This window comes from Corallococcus sp. AS-1-12, assembly GCF_020036995.1.
Classification (GTDB): domain Bacteria; phylum Myxococcota; class Myxococcia; order Myxococcales; family Myxococcaceae; genus Corallococcus.
The window spans coordinates 1-19381 of record NZ_JAIQDD010000054.1; the positions used below are offsets into that span (position 1 = coordinate 1).

Genomic DNA, 19381 nt, shown 5'->3' on the forward strand with positions numbered 1-19381 from the left:
TCTTGCGATGTCACCCCACCTCTATGCGGCTCGTAGGACTGCTTATTCCGCGCAGACCTCCAGTCGGACAGGTTTCGGAAAACCACGTCCCGGCCCCAAGCCCACCCCGCCGGAGGCACAACGCGCGAACTTGTCCGACAGTCGGACAAGTTTCGGAAGATCGTCGCCCGGCCTCGGGTCCCCCTGCCGGAGGCACTCCGCACAAACCTGTCCGACAGTCGGACAGGTTTTGAAGCGCCGGGTCCCGAACCCCCGGTCCTGGTCGCCCGGTCGGGCCCGTGTCGGACGGGGGAGGTACAACCCTGGCTGCCTGCCCGGATGCGCCGCGCGGGCTCCGGGGCGTCATGCTAGAGGGCGGCGCATGAGCACGGACGTGGTGAAGCGAGCCGTCATCCGCGAGGCGCGGCCCGAGGACGACAAGGCGATTGGCGAGCTGTTGGTGGACGCCTACGTCACGCAGTACGCGAAGAAGCTGCCGGAGGTCGTCTACTCCGACGAGCGCAAGGCGTTCCTGCGCGACGTCGCCGCCAGACGCAAGGTGTGCACCATCCTGGTGGCGGACGTGGACGGAGAGGTCGCGGGCACGGTGGCCCTGTATCCGCCCGGCGCGCCCGGCACCGAGGCCTGGCTGCCCCGCACGGCGGACCTGCGCGCCCTGGCCACCTCGGTGCGCTATCACGGCCAGGGCCTGGCCCAGCCGCTGCTGGCGGAGGCGGAGGTCCTCGCGAAGCGCTGGGGCGTGGACGCCATCTCCCTCCATGTGCGCCGGGGGGCGGTAGGCGTCGCGCGCATGTATCAGCGCCGCGGCTACCAGCGTACGCCCGAAGGCGACATGGACCGCCTCCCGGACGTGTTCCTGGAGGCGTACCTGCTGCCCCTGAAGTGACGCATGTCAGGCGGGAACGCGTTCAACCGTAGTGAGCGCATCCCGTCTGACGCCGGAGGGTCCGCGAACGCTCGCGTGACCCGGGCACCGGAAGGGATCGCGCGCTGGAGTCGTGGCGTGCGCCCTGCCCCGGAAGGGGCGCCGGTCGGTACGCCGACCCCCACCCCGGTGTTCCCACCATGATGATCCCCATCCCCGAGCAGTCGCTCGTGTTGCTCCTGGGCCCCTCCGGCTCCGGCAAGTCCACCCTCGCGAACGCGCACTTCCTCCCAGAGGACGTGCTGCCCGGCACGGGCAACGAAACGAAGCTCCACGACGAGGTGGCGCGAAGGCTCGCGAAGGGCACGCTCACCGTCATCGACGGCGTCCCGCTCAGCGCCGAGTCCCGCCGTCACTACGTGACCCTGGCACGCGAGCACCACGTGGCCCTGGTCGCGGTGGCCATGGACACGCCGGAGGCGCTCTGCCTGGAGCGAAACCGCACGCGCTCCGGGTCGGCCAGTCCCAAGGCCCTGCGCAACCAGGTGCAGCAGCTCCAGAACGCGCTGAAGGGGCTGACGAAGGAAGGCATCCGGCACGTGCACATACTCACGCCGGACACGGTGGGCGCGGTGGCCTTCGAGCACCGCCCCCTGCCGAGCCACCGCCACGAGGAGCACGGCCCCTTCGACATCATCGGAGACATCCACGGCTGCTTCGACGAGCTGAAGGCCCTGCTGACGGAGCTGGGCTACACGGTCGCGCCGAGAGCGGACGGAGGCTCCGGCTTCGACGTGGGCACGCCCCACGGACGCAAGGTCGTGTTCCTGGGCGACCTCATCGACCGGGGGCCGCGCGTGACGGACGTGCTGCGCCTGGTGATGGGGATGGTGGAGGCGGGCACCGCGCTGTGCGTGCCCGGCAATCACGAGTTCAAGCTGCTCAAGAAGCTGCGAGGCAAGGACGTGCGCGCGGGACGCGGGCTCGCGATGACGCTGGAGCAACTGGAACGTGAGCCGCCCGGATTCTCCCAGGCGGTCGCCGACTTCATCGAAGCCCGCTCACCGCACTACGTCCTGGACGGCGGCCACCTGGTGGTGGCGCACGCGGGCCTGAAGGAGTCCATGCACGGCCGAGACACCCCGGAGGTGCGCGACTTCGCCCTCTACGGAGAGACCACTGGCGAGGCGGATGCCTACGGCCTGCCGGTGCGGGCCGACTGGGCCCGCGGCTACCAGGGGCAGGCGACGGTCGTGTACGGCCACACCGCCGTGCCGGAATCCGAGTGGGTGAACAACACCGTCTGCGTGGACACCGGCTGTGTGTTCGGAGGCAAGCTGACCGCGCTGCGCTATCCGGAGAGTGAACTCCTCTCCGTGCCCGCGCAGCGCGAGTACTGGAAGTCACGGAAGACGCTGAGCGAGACGAATTGAATGGCGTGGGGTTTGCTAATCACGCCTTCTTCAACTTCCAACGCATGAGCGCGCGTGGATCATTGCGTGCCCGCACCATAGAACCAGACAAGCTTGAGGTGGGACGCCAGAACGAGTGAGTGATCCAATTCGCGGGCACTCCCATGGCGTTTAGCCAACGAGGTTTGCCGGTCATTTCAGTCAGTAGAGTACGCACTGATGCGGCCCACTCTTCTCCGCCATGTGCCGAGCGCGTCAAATACCTGAGGATGCAAAGGATGGCATAGATACGCTTGTTGCTAAGGGCCGGCCAGTCAGGCGAACTCTTGGGGCTCAGCGGGCTGATGGCAAGTTCACGATTCCAAAGGCGACCGTGATGGGCGCAGACATTGCGTACATACGAGAGCGAATGAAGCCATGATCCAGCGACAGACTGGTGGACGTTCCAGCTCTTCAGTACCTGCTTTTGATCTGCAGTCCGCATCCCTTGGAACATCCTCGACAATGTACCGAGGGACATGACTTCAGAAGCCATCCAGATGGGAACCGTCGGAAAACCAATGTAGTTAGTCTGGTAGTGCTCAAGGAATTTTTCCTTCGCTCGCTCGATCTCCTTGCGCAACTCTTGGTGCCACTTGTCATGAGAGAAGCGAGGCGTGACGTCGAAGTTGGCGCCGTCTGCATGGGCGAATGCGCCATATGCATGACCGAAGGTGTAGGTGATAAGTGTTCGCGCGAGGATTTCGACCCGTTCGATTGCATCAAGGACAACGAGTCGAAGTCGGCGGTCGAACTCATAGAGTTCGAGGGCCTGATCGAAGGTAGTGCCTGCCTCGAAAATGGTGTCGCCCTTCTTGAAGGGGTACCAGTAGGCACTGAGGCGGTAATAGCTGATGCGTCCAAGCGCCGCTAAGGCACGGACTCTATCGGCAACAAGCATCCCCCGCTGCTCCAACTGAGTGAGCTGCTGTTCAAAGGTCAGAGCTGGCTTGGTGTATTGCTTACCCAGGCGATGGCCTTTCGACCCTGCCCCCCAGGGCACTCAATTACCGCGCAGATGATAACGGGGAGTCGGAGATAAAAAAACCCGCCAGAGGCGCGTAACTGAGATTCCAGTCAGAGGCGTGGCGGGTGTGTTGGGTGAATCATCAATCGCCTAGGCTCGATCGTCAAGGGCGGACGAGCACCCGCTCAAGCTGCCACCTGCTAGGTAGCATAGTTACTACTAGGGCTTGTGGTTCATATACGCATGTACCACAAGCGCATGCTTGATTGCCTCCTAGGCTACAGACGCCGTGTGGAGAATCATGCCGCCGCCGCGGTGACGCCGCCCAGGCTCCGGCGCGCCGCCTCCATGCAGTCGTCCAGGAAGCGCAGGTAGCAGTCCAGCCCGCGAGAGCCGAACGACGCCAGCCGCCGGCCCTCCTCGGGATGGGTGCTCAAGAGCCCCTCCATCATCCGCTCGTTGAGCGCGGTGTGGCCCACGTCCACCTCCGCGTGCTCGCGGAGGAAGGTGAGGGTGTCCAGCGTCCCCTGTCCCAGCACCTCACGCACGCGCGCCAGGATGCGCGGCACCAGCACGACGGCCAGGTGGCCCACCTCGTACTCGATGGCGGCCTGACCCAGCGGCAGGTCGCCGGTGATGGCCTCGTCGTGCACCTGCCGGTACTCGCGCATGGCGGCCGTGGGGGCCTGGGCGACCAGCGCATCCGCGTCCAATTGCTGCGAGTGGCTCGCGTTCCACTGAGCCGTCAGCACGCGCGCGTCCTGGAGGGTCATCAGGTGATGGCCGGCCTCGTGCTTCGCATGGGTGATGAGCTGCCGGCCCACCTTCTCCTGGCCCAGCGCGATGCAGCGCTCACCGGCGCCGCGGATCCATCCATCCACGGGCTCGGTCATGTACGCGCCCCGGGCGGACCACTCGATGAGGAAGCGCGCCATCAGGTCCGGCGCGATGTCCGGCGACAGGAGCGTGCGCACGACGGGGTCCGTCTCCAGGCGGGCGCGGGTGGGCTGAGCGTGCGGCAGGTACTGCGTCTGGATGAGGCTCATGACAGCTCCTTCTGGGGGTGGGAGAGCGGACGGGGAGCCGTCTGCTCGTGGATGTGCCCCAGGAACTCGGGAGCGAGGTCCGCGGGGATGAGCCACAGGAAGGGCTTCGCGTCCGGGGCCGCGTCATGCAGGCCTGCCGCCTCCACGTCGCCAGCCTCCTCGGCCAGGAAGGTGAACCCGTCGCGGCCCCGCTCCGCGAACCAGCGGCGAGCCCCCTCCATCAGCGCCGGATAGGCCCGCCGCGCCCGGGCGGACAGCGCGAACACCCGCACGGAGTCCAGCAACCCGAAGGGATTGGTCCCGGGAGCCCCCGACTCCAGGACGGCCACCGCCACCGGCTTCGCGCCCTCGCGAGCGACCAGCAGGCGCCGCTCACGCTCCAGGCCCACCGCCTGCCAGGCCCGCGTCGCGTCCCGCAGGTCCAGCGTCTCCAGGCGCAGGTCCAACGCCTCGGCGTAGCAGGCGGGCCGGGTGAGGGCGATCCGCTCCACCAGCAGCCGCCGCTCCGCCTCCGTCGCGGGCCCCAACTCCAGACCCGGCGTCAGCGGGGCAGGGGAAGGGCCACACCCGACGTCAATCATTCGCATCGGCAGCATCAGCGTCCGGCCCGTCGCGGCCATGCGCTCGGCGAAGCCGACGTGCGAGCGGTACGTGAAGGGCACGGTCGACTCGATGTACGCCGCGAGCCACCGGAACCCGCTGTCCCGCTGCGCGTGCTCCACGCAGTGCACGTACAGCTCGCGCAGCATCTGGCCCTTGAGGCGCTCGAACCGCGTGGCGTCCTGGCGCCGCGCCAACTGGTGCACCATCCACATGGAGCGGTAGGGCTTCATCGCGGAGAGCGTCGCCTCCACGCCGCGCTCGGAAGGCCACACCACCCCGGTGAGGACCGAGCCCATCGAACCGGCCCGGCGGCCCAGCTCGACGAAGCTCCGCCGCCGCGACTCGAAGTCCTCCGCGGCCCTGCCCGCCAGGTTGAAGTAGCCGGAGTCCATGAACAGCCGCCACTGCTCCTCCACCCGCGCCCCATCGGTGCACGTCGCCGGGTGAAGGGCCCGCGCCACCAGCGTCTGCCATTGCTCCGCGTCCTCGGGGGTCAGCGGCGTCACCTGAAGCCCGCACAGAAGCTCCCCATCGGCGCGGTCCGACACATGGCGCACCTCCCCGCGCAGCGACAGGGCGTCACCCGCCGCCGTGCGCAGCTCGATGGGCTGGAGCACCCGGCCCGGCGGAAGGCGTTCCCCGGCGCCCAGCCGCAGCGCCATCCCGTGCGGGGACACCTCCACCGCGTCGCGCTCCCGGCCCAGCCATCCCGGCAGCGGCAGGCGCACGCGCAGGTCCGGCGGCGCGGGAGCACGCCGATGTGCCCGGCGGCGCACCTGGATCAACTGACGCGGCTGCGGCGTCACCCACGTCCCCGGCTCCGCCGTCTCGCCGGACAGGAGCATCCGGTAGACGCAGCCATGGCCAGACACCTCCACCTCCCACGCGTCCGCGCCTGGATCCACCGTCAGCCCGGACCAGTGGAGCGCTCCGCCTTCCAGCTCCAGCGTCTCCAGCCGCAGCGGCGACGCCGAGCCTCCCCGCCGCAGCAGGGCGGGCGAGCCCAGCGCGGCGGCGGTGGCGAGGATGATGCGGATGCGCTCGGCGTCGGTGATGTCCCACCGGCGCTCCCATTCCAGGGCCGGTGCCTCGGACAACGGACGCGGCTGTGCGCGAGCGAAAGGCGCTCCCACGGTGGACTCTCCAGATGAATGACGTCGGGGGCGCGCGAATCACCCCGGTCTCCCGCGGATCCGCGCTTGAAAGGGATACGCAACCAGACGTCGGGTCGGGTCGTTCAATCCCTCCAGCCGCCTCGAACGACCCGGAGTCCGTCCGCCGGACACTCCTCCTTCCCTCCAAGGCACTGAAAACAAGAAACCTCCTGGGTTTCATGTGACACGAGGGTGCCCTCAGGGTGGGAAACGTGCGGACGCCCCGGGTCGGGCTTACCCTGCGGAACCCATGTCCCTCCGCAAGGACTTCATCGAGCGCGCCGTCGAGCAGTTCGTCGCCGCCATCGCCAGCATCCTCAAGGCCCGGAAGGAGAAGCGGTACGGTGACGCACGCGCCCTCATCCACGACACCGCCCTCTCCGTGCTGGGCATGGAGTACGGCGCGCTCACCCTCGCGGACGCGGAGTCCACCTCGCGCCTGCTGGGCACCGCCTCGCGCGTGCGCATGCTCGCGAAGCTGGTGCGCGAGGACGGCGAGCTGATGCGCGAACAGGGCGACCCCCTCACCGCCGACTCGCGCTTCCTGCTGTCGCTGGAGCTGTACCTGGAGGCCATCTCGCTCGGCCTCAACCCGGACACCGAGGACGCCACCGCCATCGCGGAGCTGCGCACCCTCACGGACCCCGCCGCGCTGTCGGAGCGGCACCAGCGGATGCTCTCCCAGGCCTGACGAAGCGCGGCGCGCACGTTCGCGCACCCACGCATCGGTCGGGTTTGCGACACAGCAACATGGGGAGATCCATCGCTTCCGATCAGGCAAGGACACGGTGACGCCCCCCGCCTTGCCCTGGCTTCCGCGTTTGCGTCTATCCTTGCCGCCCATTCGTCACGCAACACCGGGGGGGTGCGCGTGTCCTTTGTTCGGTTACCCGAGAGCGTCGTCTCTTGTCGCAACCTCGTGGGCGGAGAGTGGGTCTCTCCCGCCGGAGCGTCCGCGCAGGAGGTCCGCAGTCCCTATACCGGCGCGCTCATCGGCCGGGTGCCGCTGACGACCGCCTCCGGTGTCGCCCAGGCCGTGGAGGCCGCGAAGGCCGCCGCGCAAGGCTGGCGCGTCACCCCGCTGCGCGAGCGCACCCAATTCCTGCAACGCTTCCGCGCGCTCCTGGAGACGCACCTGGAAAGGCTCGCGCACCTGGCCGCGAGCGAATCCGGCAAGACGGTGGCGGAGGGGCGCGCGGGCCTGCTCAAGGGCATGGAGGTCTGTGATTTCGCCCTGTCGCTGCAGAACCTGGACAGCGGCGCGCACCTGGAGGTGAGCCGGGGCGTCACCTGCGAATACCGCCGCGAGCCCCTGGGGGTCGTCGCCGGCATCACGCCGTTCAACTTCCCCGCGATGGTGCCCCTGTGGCTGTTCCCCATCGCCATCACGGTGGGCAACGCCTTCATCCTCAAGCCGTCGGAGAAGGTGCCGCTCACCGCGACCGCCATGGGCGAGTTGATGGTGGAGGCCGGCTATCCCCCGGGCGTCTTCTCCGTGGTGCATGGCGCGAAGCCCGCGGTGGACGCGCTGTTGGAGCACCCGGACGTGAAGGCCCTGGCCTTCGTGGGCTCGTCCCCCGTCGCGAGGCACGTCTATGTCGAGGGCAGCCGCCACGGCAAACGCGTGCTGGCGCTCGGAGGTGCGAAGAACCACCTCATCGTCGTGCCGGACGCGGACCCGGAGCTCACGCCGCAGGCGGTGGTGGACTCGTTCACCGGCTGCGCGGGCCAGCGCTGCATGGCGGCCAGCGTGATGCTCGCGGTGGGGGACGTGCAGCCGCTGGTGGACGACATCCTCCGGCGGGCCTCGCGCCTGGAGGTCGGCCCGGGCATGGGCGCGCTCATCGACCGGGGCGCGGTGGACCGGCTGGAGACGGCCATCGCCAGGGCCCAGGCGGACGGGGCGCGGGTGCTCCTGGACGGGCGCGGCAAGCGGCCCGCGGGCGAGGCCTACGCGAACGGCCACTGGCTGGGACCCACGGTGTTGGACCACGTGCGCCCGGACATGGAGGCCGCGCGGCGCGAGCTGTTCGGCCCGGTGCTGTCCATCGTGCGGGTGCCCACGCTGTCGGCGGCGCTCGCGGTGGAGAACGCGTCGCCCTATGGCAACGCGGCGTCCATCTTCACCACCAGCGGCGCGGTGGCGCAGACGGTGGTGGAGGGCGCCAGGGCCGGCATGGTGGGCGTGAACGTGGGCGTGCCGGTGCCGCGCGAGCCCTTCTCCTTCGGCGGCACGGGCGAGTCGAAGTTCGGCCACGGGGACGTGACGGGACCGTCGAGCCTCGACTTCTGGAGCCAGCTCAAGAAGGTGACGCGCAAGTGGTCCGCGCGCACCGACGGCTCCTGGATGAGCTGACCCAAACCGCTTCGCCCCATTCCCAGACATCTGTCTTTTCCCACGCGCCCCGCGAGGAGGGTGCACCCCATGGCTGACAAGAAGCCGGTCAATCACATCCGTCTCACGTCCCATCCCGATGGTCAGGCCCCCGGAGTCCCCCTGCGCTGGGGCGAGTCGGAGCCGCTGCGCCGGGGCCCGGTGGTGGCCACGCTCTCCGACCCCGCGAACCGGAACGTCATCGGCACACACTCGGGCGCGTACTCCATCTACCGCGCGCTGGCGGTGTCCGCGGGCAAGCTGCCGCAGGACCACAAGGCGGACCTGACCAACACCTCGCCCGCGGCGCAGGTGGGGCCCTATCCGGCGTGGGGTGACCCCAAGCGCATCGTGTCGCTGGACCCCTGGGGCGCCGTGGCCTCGCAGGTGTTCCGCGCCTACGCCGAGCAGGGCGTGGACTACCGGCCCACCATCGCCGTCACCCGGGCCCACATCAACATGCCGGAGGTGCGCGAGGCCATCACCGCCGGGCGCCTCAAGGTGGACGGGGACCTGGTCGCGGCCAATGGCGACGTGAAGGTCGTGAAGGCCGCCGTGGAGCCCGTCTGGTACCTGCCCGGCATCGCCGAGCGCTTCGGCCTCACGGAGGGCGCGCTGCGCCGCGGCCTCTTCGAGCACACCGGAGGCATGTACCCGGAGCTCATCACCCGCCCGGACCTGCACGTCTTCCTGCCGCCCATCGGCGGGCTGTCGCTGTATGTGTTTGGAAACATCACCGCGCTCGCGGACCGGGACGTGCCGCTGGCGGCGCGCGTGCATGACGAGTGCAACGGCTCGGACGTCTTCGGCAGCGACATCTGCACCTGCCGGCCCTACCTGGTGCACGGCATTGAAGAATGCGTGCGGATGGCGCAGCAGGGCGGGGTGGGGCTCATCGTCTACCACCGCAAGGAGGGCCGCGCGCTGGGCGAGGTGACCAAGTTCCTGGTCTACAACGCGCGCAAGCGCCAGGAGGGCGGGGACTCCGCCGCCACGTACTTCCACCGCACGGAGTGCGTGGCGGGCGTGCAGGACATGCGCTTCCAGGAGCTGATGCCGGACGTGCTGCACTGGCTGGGCATCACGCGCATCCACCGCTTCATCTCCATGAGCGACATGAAGCACGACGCCATCGTGCGCTCGGGCATTGAAATCCTCGAACGGGTGCCCATCCCGGACGGGCTCATCCCCGCCGACGCGAAGGTGGAGATGGAGGCGAAGAAGGCCGCGGGCTACTTCACGCGCGGGCCGGTGGCGGACGCGGGGGAGCTGGCGCAGGTGAAGGGACGGGACCTCGATGCTTGACGCGAGCCGGGTGCAGGAGGTGTCCCCCACGGTGGCGTGGCTGCGCAGCCCGGCGGCCATCCGCGAGCGCTGTCACCAGGTGCTGGACCTGGGGCTCGCCGGCCGGCTGGAGTACTTCCGGGTGGAGCCGTCCCGGCTGCCCACGGTGGTGGACCGGGTGCTGGCGGTGACGCACGAGGCGTACCCCCGGCTGGACATCCCGGTGCACAGCCGCTGGAGGCACTTCGACGCGGGAGGCGTGCCCCGGCTCGCGCAGTTGGAGGCGAGGCTGGCCCCGCTGCCGCCGGAGGAGCGGGCCCGGGCGAAGGTGGACCTGGGCGTGGTGAGCGTGCTCCTGGACGCGGGCAGCGGCCCCACGTGGCGCTACCAGGAGCCCGGGGGCGCGTCCTACGTGCGCTCGGAGGGGCTGGCGGTGGCGTCGCTGCGCATGTTCATGGCGGGCGGCTTCTCGTCGGACCCGGACCGGCCGCTGCGCGCGGACGCGGAGGCGCTGGGCCGCATGACGCGCGAGCAGTTGGAGCGCGGCTTCCAGGTGTCGGAGTCCAACCCCCTGCTGGGCGTGGAGGGGCGGCTGCACCTGATGCAGGCGCTGTCGCGCGTGCTGCCCAGGCCGGGCACGCTGTTCGACATGCTGGCCGCGCACCGCCGCAGCGTGCGGGCGGCGGAGGTGCTGGGCACGGTGCTGGAGGTGCTGGGCCCCATCTGGCCGGGGCGCACGACGGTGGACGGCGTGAACCTGGGGGACGTGTGGCCGCATCCGGCGCTCGGGCCGCCGGGGAGCGCGGACGCGCTGGTGCCCTTCCACAAGCTGTCCCAGTGGCTGGCGTACTCGCTGGTGGAGCCGCTGGCGGAGGCCGGCGTGACGGTGACGGAGCTGGACGCGCTCACCGGCCTGCCGGAGTACCGCAACGGCGGCCTCTTCGTGGACCTGGGCGTGCTGGTGCCGCAGGACCCGCGCCTGACGGCGGAGGTCTACGGCCCGGGTGACCCGCCCATCGTGGAGTGGCGGGCGCTGACGGTGGCGCTCCTGGACCGCGTGGCCGCGCTGGTGCGAGGGCGTCTGGAATTGAGCGCGGAGGAGCTGCCGCTGGCCAAGGTGCTCCAGGGCGGCACGTGGACGGCGGGGCGCCGGGTGGCGGCGGAGCTGCGCCCCGGGGGCGTGCCGCCCATCCGCATCCGCAGTGACGGCACGGTGTTCTGAAACCCATACAGACAAGGACGGCGACGCATGGACTTCCCGAACTGCACGGTGGTGGACCACCCGCTGGTGAAGCACAAGCTGACGGTGATGCGCCGGACGGACACGAGCACGGCGGCCTTCCGGGCGCTGCTGGAGGAGATCTCCCTCCTGCTCGGGTACGAGGCGCTGCGGGACCTGAAGCTGCGCGAGGAGGAGATTGAGACGCCCATGGCGCGCACCACGGGCTGGGCACTGGACGGCAAGAAGCTGGTGCTGGTGCCCATCCTGAGAGCGGGGCAGGGCATCCTGGACGGCCTGCTCCAGTTGGTGCCCTCCGCGCGGGTGGGCCACATCGGCCTGTACCGCGACCCGGAGTCGCTGGGCGCCGTGGAGTACTACTACCGCGTGCCGGCCAACCTGGAGGACCGCGACGTCATCGTCTGCGACCCGATGCTGGCGACAGGCAACTCCGCGGTGGCGGCGCTCCAGCGGGTGAAGCGAAGCCGCCCGGGCTCATTGCGCTTCGTGTGTCTGCTCGCGTGTCCGGAGGGCCTGACGAACCTGCGCGAGCACCACCCCGACGTGCGCGTCTTCACCGCCGCCATCGACGAGAAGCTGGACGCGCACGGCTACATCCTCCCCGGCCTGGGCGACGCGGGAGACCGCCTCTTCGGCACGAAGTCGGCGGACTGACGGGGCTCGATGGGTCGATGGGCAGGCCCACGAGGCGGACCCCTGGCCTTCAACGGGACGTGATGCACCGGGCCACGGCGGTTTCACGCCTTGGCTCTTGAGAACCGGGAAAGACGGATTTAAACGTTGAACGGTCTAAACGTTTTTATCCATTTCCCGGGAGTCCAGGCATGCGCGCGTCGTGGCGGTCCACCCTGATGGCGGTGATGTTGGGCGCGGTCTTCGCGGAAGGCGTGGCGTCGGCGGAGCCCGGCGCCCAGCGCTGGACGGAGAACCTCTCCACGGGAACGGGCACGTCGGAGCTCGTGGGCACGCGGGACGGGCTGCTCTACGAACCCAACGCCGTGATGCGCCGCCCTGAAGGCCAGAGTCGGCTCACGGGCCTCTTCGAGTTCCCGCCGCGCACGCTCGAGCAGCCCGTGGACACCTTCCGTCCGCGAGTCCAAGCGGCCGTGAGACTGGGGCAGGGCGTCGAAGTGGACGTGCGCGTGAGAAACCCCGGAGGCGCCTGGAGCGAGTGGCGCACCGCCACGCAAGACGAAGCCGTGCGCCTGCCCCGCGCGGGCACGGAGGTGCAGGTGCGCCTCGCGCTCATCGCGGACGAGCGGGGCCGCGGCCCCGTGGTCCAGGAGGTCGGCCTGGAGGGCTGGCGTGAAGGCACCGGCACGGAGGAAACCCTCCAGACGCTCGCGCCGCTGACCTACCGCGTCTACGCCACCCGTGAAGGCCTGGTGGGCGGCACGACGGCGAACGGCCACGTCATCAAGTCGAACGACCGCTTCGTGGCGCTGCCGTCGCGGCGCGGGCTCGCGTCGAACGGAGGCTCCGAGTACCAGGTGCGCGTCTGTTATTCGAAGACGGGCAAGTGCGCGACGACGTCCGTCTGGGACGTGGGCCCGTGGAACACGAAGGACGACTACTGGAACCCGTCCAGCGTGCGCGAGATGTGGAAGACGCTGCCGCAGGGCAAGCCGGAGGCGCAGGCGGCGTACCAGGACAACTTCAACGGCGGGTTGGACCAGTTCGGCCGCCGGCCGTCGAACCCCGCGGGCATCGACCTCGCGGACGGGACGTTCTGGCTGGACCTGGGCATGTCGAACAACGACTGGGTGGACGTGACGTACCTGTGGACGTCCGGCGGCGGTTCGTCGACGGGGCTCGTCATCGACAGCAACAACGCGAACAACGACCCGTCCAAGGGCTACATCCAGCTCACGGGCACGAGCTGGGCGTCCTCCACGAACGTGGCGGGCTACTACGGCACCAGCTACCTGGTCTCCCCGGGAGCGGCGGTGTCGGAGCCGGCGACGTTCTGGTTCTACCTGTCCGCGGCGGGAACGAAGACGGTGGACGCGTGGTGGACGGCGGCGAGCGACCGCTCCACGGCCGCGCCCTTCATCGTCACCAACGCCTCCGGCACGCAGTTGGCGAACGTGAAGGTGAACCAGACACTCAACGGCGCCAGGTGGAACACGCTCGGCACGTGGAGCTTCCCGGCGGGGTGGAACAAGGTCCAACTGAGCCGCTGGGTGACGGCGGGGACCTACGTGGTCGCGGACGCCATCCAGGTCCGTTAGGCCTCATGGACGCACGGGTTGTCCGGGCGGTAGAACGGTGCTTCGTCTCCGAGGAAGTCATCCATGGCGTCGCTGCGCACCGTGCTCCCGCCTCCCGTGGAGGAGCCCCAGCTCTACACCGACCTCGCCTCCTGGTGGCCCATGTTCTCGCCGCCGGAGGAGTACTGCGAGGAGGCGGAGGACCTGCTCCCCCTGTTGCATCCGGAGGAGGGCCCGGCGCGCACGCTGTTGGAGTTGGGCTCGGGCGGAGGAAGCCTGGCCTTCCACCTGAAGAAGCACTTCACGCTGACGCTGACGGACCGCTCGCCGGAGATGGTGGCGGTGAGCCGCAAGGTGAACCCGGAGTGCGAGCACCGCGTGGGGGACATGCGCTCGCTGCGGCTGGGGCGCACGTTCGACCGGGTGATGGTGCACGACGCCATCATGTACGCGGTGGAGCGCGCGGAAGCGCGCGCCACGGTCCTCACGGCGGCGGCGCACTGCCGTCCGGGAGGCCGGGTGGTGCTGTTGCCGGACTGCGTGCGTGAGACCTTCGAGCCCCTCACCGAGTCCGGAGGCCACGACGGTCCGGACGGGCGCGGGATGCGCTACCTCATGTGGACGTGGGATCCGGATCCGGACGACGAGACCTTCGAGACCGCGTTCGCCTATCTGCTGAGAGAGGCCGACGGAACGGTGAGCATGTCGCAGGAGCGCCACCGCTTCGGACTGTTCCGGCGTGACGACTGGCTCGAATGGATGCGAGAGGCCGGCTGTCCCGCGACGACGCGCAGGGACCCCTGGAACCGGGAAGTCTTCATCGGAGTGCGGGAGCAGGACTGATGCGAGGGTGGGGGGCCCTGCTGGTGTTCATCCCGCTGTGGGGGATGGCCGCGCCCGCGCGGGTGGAGCTCGTCTTTGGCGGAGACGTGATTCCGCACGGCGAGGTGAAGTCGGTGGCGAAGGCCCACGCGCGCAGTGGGAACCACGAAGGCTGGGACCACGTCTTCGGTCCGCTGTCGGACGTGCTGCGGACGGCGGACGTGGGCGTGGTGAACCTGGAGACGCCCGTCACGGCCAACACGAAGGCCTTCACGAAGGAGCTGGTCTTCAACGCGCCCCCCGCGATGGCGCAGGCCCTGGTGAACGCCGGAGTGAAGGTGGTGTCCACGGGCAACAACCACGCAAGGGATCAGCGCGTGGAGGGCCTGGTGGAGACGCTGAGGCACCTGGACGCGGCGGGCCTGCGCCACACGGGCACGGGGACGACAAGAGACGCGGCCTGGGAGCCGGTGTTCCTGGAGGTGCGAGGCATCAAGCTGGGCTTCCTCTCCTTCACCAGGAGCCTGAACGGCTTCAGCAACCCGAAGGAAGCGGACGCGCCGCACGTGGCGCTGTTGCCCTATCCGGAGCACGCCTCGAGAAGGGGGCTGAAACCGGAGGAGGCACTGGAGCGGGTGCGCGCGGCGGCGGCGAAGTGTGACGCGCTCTTCGTGATGGGGCACTGGGGGCGCGAGTACACGGACACGCCGCACCCGTTGGACAGGGCCCTGGGCCAGTCCTTCCTGGAAGCGGGAGCCTTCGCGGTCATCGGGCACCATCCGCACGTGCTCCAGCCCTTGGAGGCCTACACGACGAAGTCCGGGCGCCGGGGTTTCATCGCCTATTCCCTGGGCAACCTGGTGGCGAACCAGGCGCGCTTCTACCGGCACGTGAAGGGGCAACTGGGGAAGGACGGAGACAAGAGGGACACGCTGCTCCTGAGAGTCGGAGTGACCCGGGAGGAGCCCGGAGCCCCGGTGTCCCTGTCCGAGGTCTCCGTGTTGCCGGTCTGGATTGAGAACAACGCCCAGGGCCGCAAGGCGAAGGCGAAGCGGAACATCCAGCCCGTGCTCATCGACCGCGAGATGGAAGAAGTCTCGCGAAGGTTGGCCGCGCTCACCCAGCGCACCGGGACACCCGACAAGGCGACCCGGGCCGAGATGGCCGCCCTGGAGCAGCGCCTGACCAACGCCCGTTACCGCCGCGAACGCATCCTGAGGATGCTGCCCGCGGAGTTCCGGGTGGCCACCCCGGAGCTGAGGCGAAGGGAGCTGACGGCGCAAACCGTGCCCTGAACACACGCTGGGACACCGCGTCTTGCACGCGGTGTCCGGGCTGAAGCTGCCCCCGCGGAACCGCAAGCGCGCCTGCGACGAGATGACGGACGTGGAGGTCCAGCTCCAGATGGCCCACGCCTTCGACGCGGCCAACGACTGGGTGGAGATCACCCTGTCGCCCGCGGACGCACGGCCCATCATCTCGCAGGGCAGGCTCGCCATGGTCCTCTCCATCGAGACCAGCAAGCTCTTCGGCTGGACAACCGCTTCGGCGGAGCGGCCCTGCACAACGTCATCTTCCAGGCCGCGCAGTTCCTGGAGAACTGCCACATCGACACCGACTTCGGAGCCACCGCCTCCGGCTTCACGCTGGGCTTCGACGTGGACGCCCAGTGCCGCAACGTGAAGGGCCTCACCGTGGACGGCCAGCAGCTCCTCCAGGCGATGATGGACAAGGGCATGCTCATCGTCCGCGAGGTGATGAACGACAAGCTCGCCCAGAACGAGAAGACCACGCCCGCCTGCCAGAACGACATCCCGGGCAACCCCGGCGACAATGACTGCGTGGACCGCAAGACGGACGGCACGTCGTGCGGCCGTGACGGCCAGTGCCTCTCCGGAGCCTGCGGAGGCTGCTTCAACGCGGTGGGCTGGTGCTACACGCCGCGCTCCAAGGCCTACGGGCAGACGTGCAAGTCCGACCGCGAATGCACCACCGACCGCTGCAGCGCGGACTGCTACCTGAACCCCACGGGAAGCTGCCTCTGCGACAGCGACTCGCACTGCGGCGCGAACCAGTTCTGCGGCTGGGGGCTCAACTCCGGCAAGTGCGTGAACAAGCGAGCCCGGGGCGCGGCCTGCTCCAGCGATCGCGAGTGCGCCTCCGGCACCTGCCGCTGGTCGTTCACCTGCAAGTAGCGCCCGCTCAACGAGGCGCCCCGGGTTCCTTCCGGGGCGCTTCGTGCACGTCCCTCAGCGAGACGACGCGGTCCAGCAGCGGCCCGCCCAGCTTCTTCCGGGCAATGCGCTGCGACGGATAGATGCCCCGGTGGCCCGTGAGCAGGTACGCCACCGTGGCGACGATGGCCACGTGAGGCAGCACGGAGGCGCCCACCAACTCCACCGCCATCAACGACAGCGCGAGCGGCGTATTGGCCGCCGCCGCGAACAGCGCCGCCATGCCCACCGCCGCGCCCAGGTCCACCGGCAGCCCCAACAGCCGGGCGAGGACATTGCCCAGCGCCGCGCCAATGAAGAACAGCGGAGTCACCTCACCCCCCAGGAACCCCGCGCCCAGCGTCACCACCGTGAACACGAGCTTCCAGGCGAACGCGCCCCAGGGCAGCGACACATCCTCGAACGCGCGAAGGATGCCGGGCACGCCCAGGCCCAGGTAGTCGCTGGTGCCCGCGAGCTTCCAGAGCCCCACCACCCCCAGGCCGCCCAGGGCCATGCGCACGGGGAGCCAGGGCACACGGCGCTCCAGGACCCGCTTCAGTCCATGCGTGCCCTCGATGAAGGCCACCGCCACGCCCGCGATGCCCACCGCGAACACCAGCCACTTGCCCAGCACGGGCAGCGTCAGCGCCAGCGCCTGCGGCACCGGATACACCGTGTGATGGATGCCCAGCCCGCGAGTCACCAGGTCGCCCACCACAGCGGCCGTGAGCGCGGGCAGGAGCGCCTCGTAGCCCAGCCGGCCCACGCACACGACCTCCAGCCCGAACACCGTGCCCGCCAGCGGCGTGCCGAACACCGAACCGAAGCCACCCGCGATGCCCGCCGCCAGCAGCTCGCGCCGCGTGTCCGGCGATACACGGAAGCGCCACGCAATCTGGTCCGCCAGGCTCGCGCCCATCTGCACCGCGGTGCCCTCCCGTCCCGCGCTCCCGCCGAACAGGTGCGTGAGCACCGTGCCCAGCAGCACCATGGGCGCCATGCGCAGGGGAATCACCGCGTCGCCCTCATGCACCGTGTCCAGCACCAGGTTGTTGCCGCCCCGGATGGACGCGCCCCACCGGCCGTACACCGCCCCCAGGACCAGCCCCGCCACGGGCAGCGCGTACACCAGCGACCCATGCGCCAGCCGGAACTCCGTGGCCTCCTCCAGCAGCGCCAGGAACACCGCGGACGCCACGCCGCACACGCCCCCCACGATGGCGCCCAGAAGCAGCCACTGTCCCAGCGCTCGAGCACCCCCGGAGACGTTCATGGCTGGACTCTAGCCGTGAAACATCGCGTCAACAGGAAGCGCCGCGTCAGTGAAGGGCGCGCGAGGGCGCCAATGTGACGCACCGTGGCGGAATTCGTGTTCAACATGGAATACTCATTGCGAAGTTAATTCCGGTCTGAGGAGTGATTCCAGAGTCAAACCGGTGTACCGTGCGCGGCCTCTCCCCATTGCCGGGGCGGGAACCCCCTACCTCTTCAGGAGCCGGTATGTCCGTTCGTCGCAGCGGGCTGTCCCTCGCCGCCGTCCTCGCCGCCACCACCCTCGGTGGCAGCGCGATGGCCAGCACCATCAACCAGAACACGTCGTGGACCATCAACCGCTCGGCGTCGCAGACGTACCGGGTGGTGGCCTACGGTGACTCCATCTTCGCCGGCTACAACGGCGGAATCTCCAGCGTGGCGCGCCGTGCGGCCCCGGTGGTGGAGGGCGAGTACGCGGCGAAGAAGTGGGGCACCAACGTGGAGGTCATCCGCCGCACGAAGTCCGGCGCGAAGGCGGACGACATCTACAACAACAAGATCGTCTCCGAGCGCTCCTACATGCAGGACACCCGCACGCGCGTCGTGATGTTCGAGATGTGCGGCAACGACTACCTGCAGGCCCGCAGCGCGTTCACCGACCAGACGGGGACGTGCAACTACAGCGGCCTGCAGAACGCGCTGTCCGCCTGCACCACGTACATGGAGCGGGCGATGCAGACCATCAACCAGTACGCGACCACCGCCAAGGTGAAGGTCATCTCCAACATCTATTACCCCGGCTATGACGCGGACAACGTGCTGACCTCCTGCACGGACGCGACGACGGGCCAGAAGGTGAACAAGCAGCAGTACTTCCTGCCGCTGCTGGCGCGCAGCAACTGGCGCGCCTGTAACCTGGCGGCGAAGTACGGCTTCAAGTGCGCGGACGCCTTCGCGGAGATGATGGCCTCCGACTACGACCGCAACGGCGACGGCCAGATTGACTCCGAGGCCATCGCGTACCGCGCCGGCGAGACCGAGGACGCCTACGTCCAGCGCATCAGCGTCACCCTGCGCGGCACGCTGCGCGACGCGAACGGCCACCTGGCGAACAGCAGCACCAGCTACGACTACATCCAGTCGGACAACACGCACCCGACGTACACGGGCTCCACCATCAGCGTGAACATCTTCTCCGGCTCCGGCTCCGGCTCTGGGGCGCCGTCCTACACGGACACCCAGGTCGTCAACGGCAAGAACCCGGACTGGAACAAGTTCGGCCACGAGCGCATGGGCTGGAGCATCTCCACGTTCGACCCCGCGACGCCGTGACCTGAGTCGGCATCCGTAGGGAGAAAGGGCCTCCGACCTGTCACCGGGTCGGGGGCCTTTTCGCGTCCGAACAGGCAGAGCGCCCGGCCGTCCTGGCCGCGTCCAGGCGTTCAGGCCCCCTTTCGTCGGAGCGCCAATGATCAGCTCCACATCAACGAGGGTTTGACGTCATCGGCCCGAAGCGTTAGAGAGTGGACCCCCCGCGACGAACCCGCTGGCCCCAGGCCCTCGGAAAGTCAGCGCGGGGGGAAGAAAAGGATCGACGAAGGTTGTTGATCCCGAACGCGGCGAAGAGGTAGAAGCCGCGCCCCTCACCACGAAGCCCGCGCACTGGCGCGGAAGGAACGTCGTGGAGAGAGCAGCACCGACAAGAAAATAGGGCAGTCAACGAGCAGGTTGACAGCGAACGCGGCGAAGAGATAGAAGCCGCGCCCCACCGAAGAAGCAGCGGTCCGGAAGGCAACACGACGGACGCCCAGCGGTGGGAAAGCTGACAGCAAGCGGTTGACAGGGAACGCGGCGCTGAGGTAGAAGCCGCTCCCCTTCGAAAAGAAGCGGCGGAA

Annotated in this window: 17 protein-coding genes; 12 read left to right on the forward strand and 5 right to left on the reverse strand. The window is 69.2% G+C overall.

Annotated features, from left to right (window positions below; genetic code table 11):
- The first annotated feature begins 361 nt into the window (after positions 1-361).
- Both K8556_RS37945 and K8556_RS37950 read left to right on the forward strand, forming a co-directional pair.
- The gene (locus K8556_RS37945; protein ID WP_223745023.1) at positions 362-886 is read left to right on the forward strand and encodes a GNAT family N-acetyltransferase; all 525 of its coding nucleotides are present in this window, start codon (positions 362-364) and stop codon (positions 884-886) included.
- A gap of 179 nt (positions 887-1065) precedes the next feature.
- Positions 1066-2298: an AAA family ATPase gene (locus K8556_RS37950; protein ID WP_223745024.1), complete on the forward strand. Its 1233-nt coding sequence runs from the start codon at positions 1066-1068 to the stop codon at positions 2296-2298.
- A 19-nt stretch (positions 2299-2317) separates the two neighbouring features.
- Here K8556_RS37950 and K8556_RS37955 read toward each other — a convergent pair whose 3' ends face one another.
- The 3 genes from K8556_RS37955 to K8556_RS37965 form a co-directional block, all read right to left on the reverse strand.
- Entirely contained in the window at positions 2318-3217 is a 900-nt protein-coding gene (locus K8556_RS37955) for an Abi family protein (RefSeq protein WP_223745025.1), read from the reverse strand.
- 365 nt (positions 3218-3582) lie between these two features.
- Positions 3583-4329 (reverse strand): hypothetical protein, encoded by a 747-nt coding sequence (locus K8556_RS37960; protein ID WP_223745026.1) that lies wholly within the window; start codon positions 4327-4329, stop codon positions 3583-3585.
- The gene (locus tag K8556_RS37965) at positions 4326-6065 is read right to left on the reverse strand and encodes a PilZ domain-containing protein (protein ID WP_223745027.1); all 1740 of its coding nucleotides are present in this window, start codon (positions 6063-6065) and stop codon (positions 4326-4328) included. Before K8556_RS37965 ends, K8556_RS37960 begins: the two co-directional genes overlap by 4 nt.
- A gap of 271 nt (positions 6066-6336) precedes the next feature.
- Between K8556_RS37965 and K8556_RS37970 the strand changes: the two genes are divergently transcribed.
- From K8556_RS37970 to K8556_RS39920, 9 genes are all read left to right on the forward strand, one after another.
- Positions 6337-6777: a hypothetical protein gene (locus tag K8556_RS37970; RefSeq protein WP_223745028.1), complete on the forward strand. Its 441-nt coding sequence runs from the start codon at positions 6337-6339 to the stop codon at positions 6775-6777.
- 180 nt (positions 6778-6957) lie between these two features.
- Complete coding sequence (mmsA, locus tag K8556_RS37975; protein WP_223745029.1) at positions 6958-8442, forward strand: CoA-acylating methylmalonate-semialdehyde dehydrogenase; 1485 nt, start codon at positions 6958-6960, stop codon at positions 8440-8442.
- 69 nt (positions 8443-8511) lie between these two features.
- Positions 8512-9765: a GTP cyclohydrolase II gene (locus K8556_RS37980; protein ID WP_223745030.1), complete on the forward strand. Its 1254-nt coding sequence runs from the start codon at positions 8512-8514 to the stop codon at positions 9763-9765.
- On the forward strand, positions 9758-10966 hold the full coding sequence (locus K8556_RS37985) for a URC4/urg3 family protein (protein ID WP_223745031.1): 1209 nt from the start codon (positions 9758-9760) through the stop codon (positions 10964-10966). Before K8556_RS37980 ends, K8556_RS37985 begins: the two co-directional genes overlap by 8 nt.
- Positions 10967-10993: 27 nt before the next feature.
- A complete protein-coding gene (gene upp, locus K8556_RS37990; protein ID WP_223745032.1) occupies positions 10994-11638 on the forward strand; it encodes a uracil phosphoribosyltransferase in 645 nt (214 codons plus the stop codon).
- A 170-nt stretch (positions 11639-11808) separates the two neighbouring features.
- Complete coding sequence (locus K8556_RS37995; RefSeq protein WP_223745033.1) at positions 11809-13215, forward strand: hypothetical protein; 1407 nt, start codon at positions 11809-11811, stop codon at positions 13213-13215.
- Between the two features lie 63 nt (positions 13216-13278).
- Positions 13279-14037: a trans-aconitate 2-methyltransferase gene (locus K8556_RS38000; RefSeq protein ID WP_223745034.1), complete on the forward strand. Its 759-nt coding sequence runs from the start codon at positions 13279-13281 to the stop codon at positions 14035-14037.
- Positions 14037-15311: a CapA family protein gene (locus K8556_RS38005; RefSeq protein WP_223745035.1), complete on the forward strand. Its 1275-nt coding sequence runs from the start codon at positions 14037-14039 to the stop codon at positions 15309-15311. Before K8556_RS38000 ends, K8556_RS38005 begins: the two co-directional genes overlap by 1 nt.
- A 363-nt stretch (positions 15312-15674) precedes the next feature.
- Complete coding sequence (locus K8556_RS39920; protein ID WP_370640034.1) at positions 15675-16211, forward strand: dickkopf-related protein; 537 nt, start codon at positions 15675-15677, stop codon at positions 16209-16211.
- 7 nt (positions 16212-16218) lie between these two features.
- Here the strand turns inward: K8556_RS39920 and K8556_RS38015 are convergent, their stop codons facing one another.
- Positions 16219-17505 (reverse strand): chloride channel protein, encoded by a 1287-nt coding sequence (locus K8556_RS38015; RefSeq protein WP_223745036.1) that lies wholly within the window; start codon positions 17503-17505, stop codon positions 16219-16221.
- A gap of 227 nt (positions 17506-17732) precedes the next feature.
- Here K8556_RS38015 and K8556_RS38020 point away from each other — a divergent pair, with 227 nt between their 5' ends.
- Positions 17733-18818: an SGNH/GDSL hydrolase family protein gene (locus K8556_RS38020; protein ID WP_223745037.1), complete on the forward strand. Its 1086-nt coding sequence runs from the start codon at positions 17733-17735 to the stop codon at positions 18816-18818.
- A gap of 311 nt (positions 18819-19129) precedes the next feature.
- On the opposite strand, the gene K8556_RS38025 is transcribed toward K8556_RS38020, so the two are convergent.
- Positions 19130-19381, reverse strand: a 252-nt coding sequence (locus tag K8556_RS38025; RefSeq protein ID WP_223745038.1) for a hypothetical protein, incomplete at its 5' end; no start/stop codon positions are given.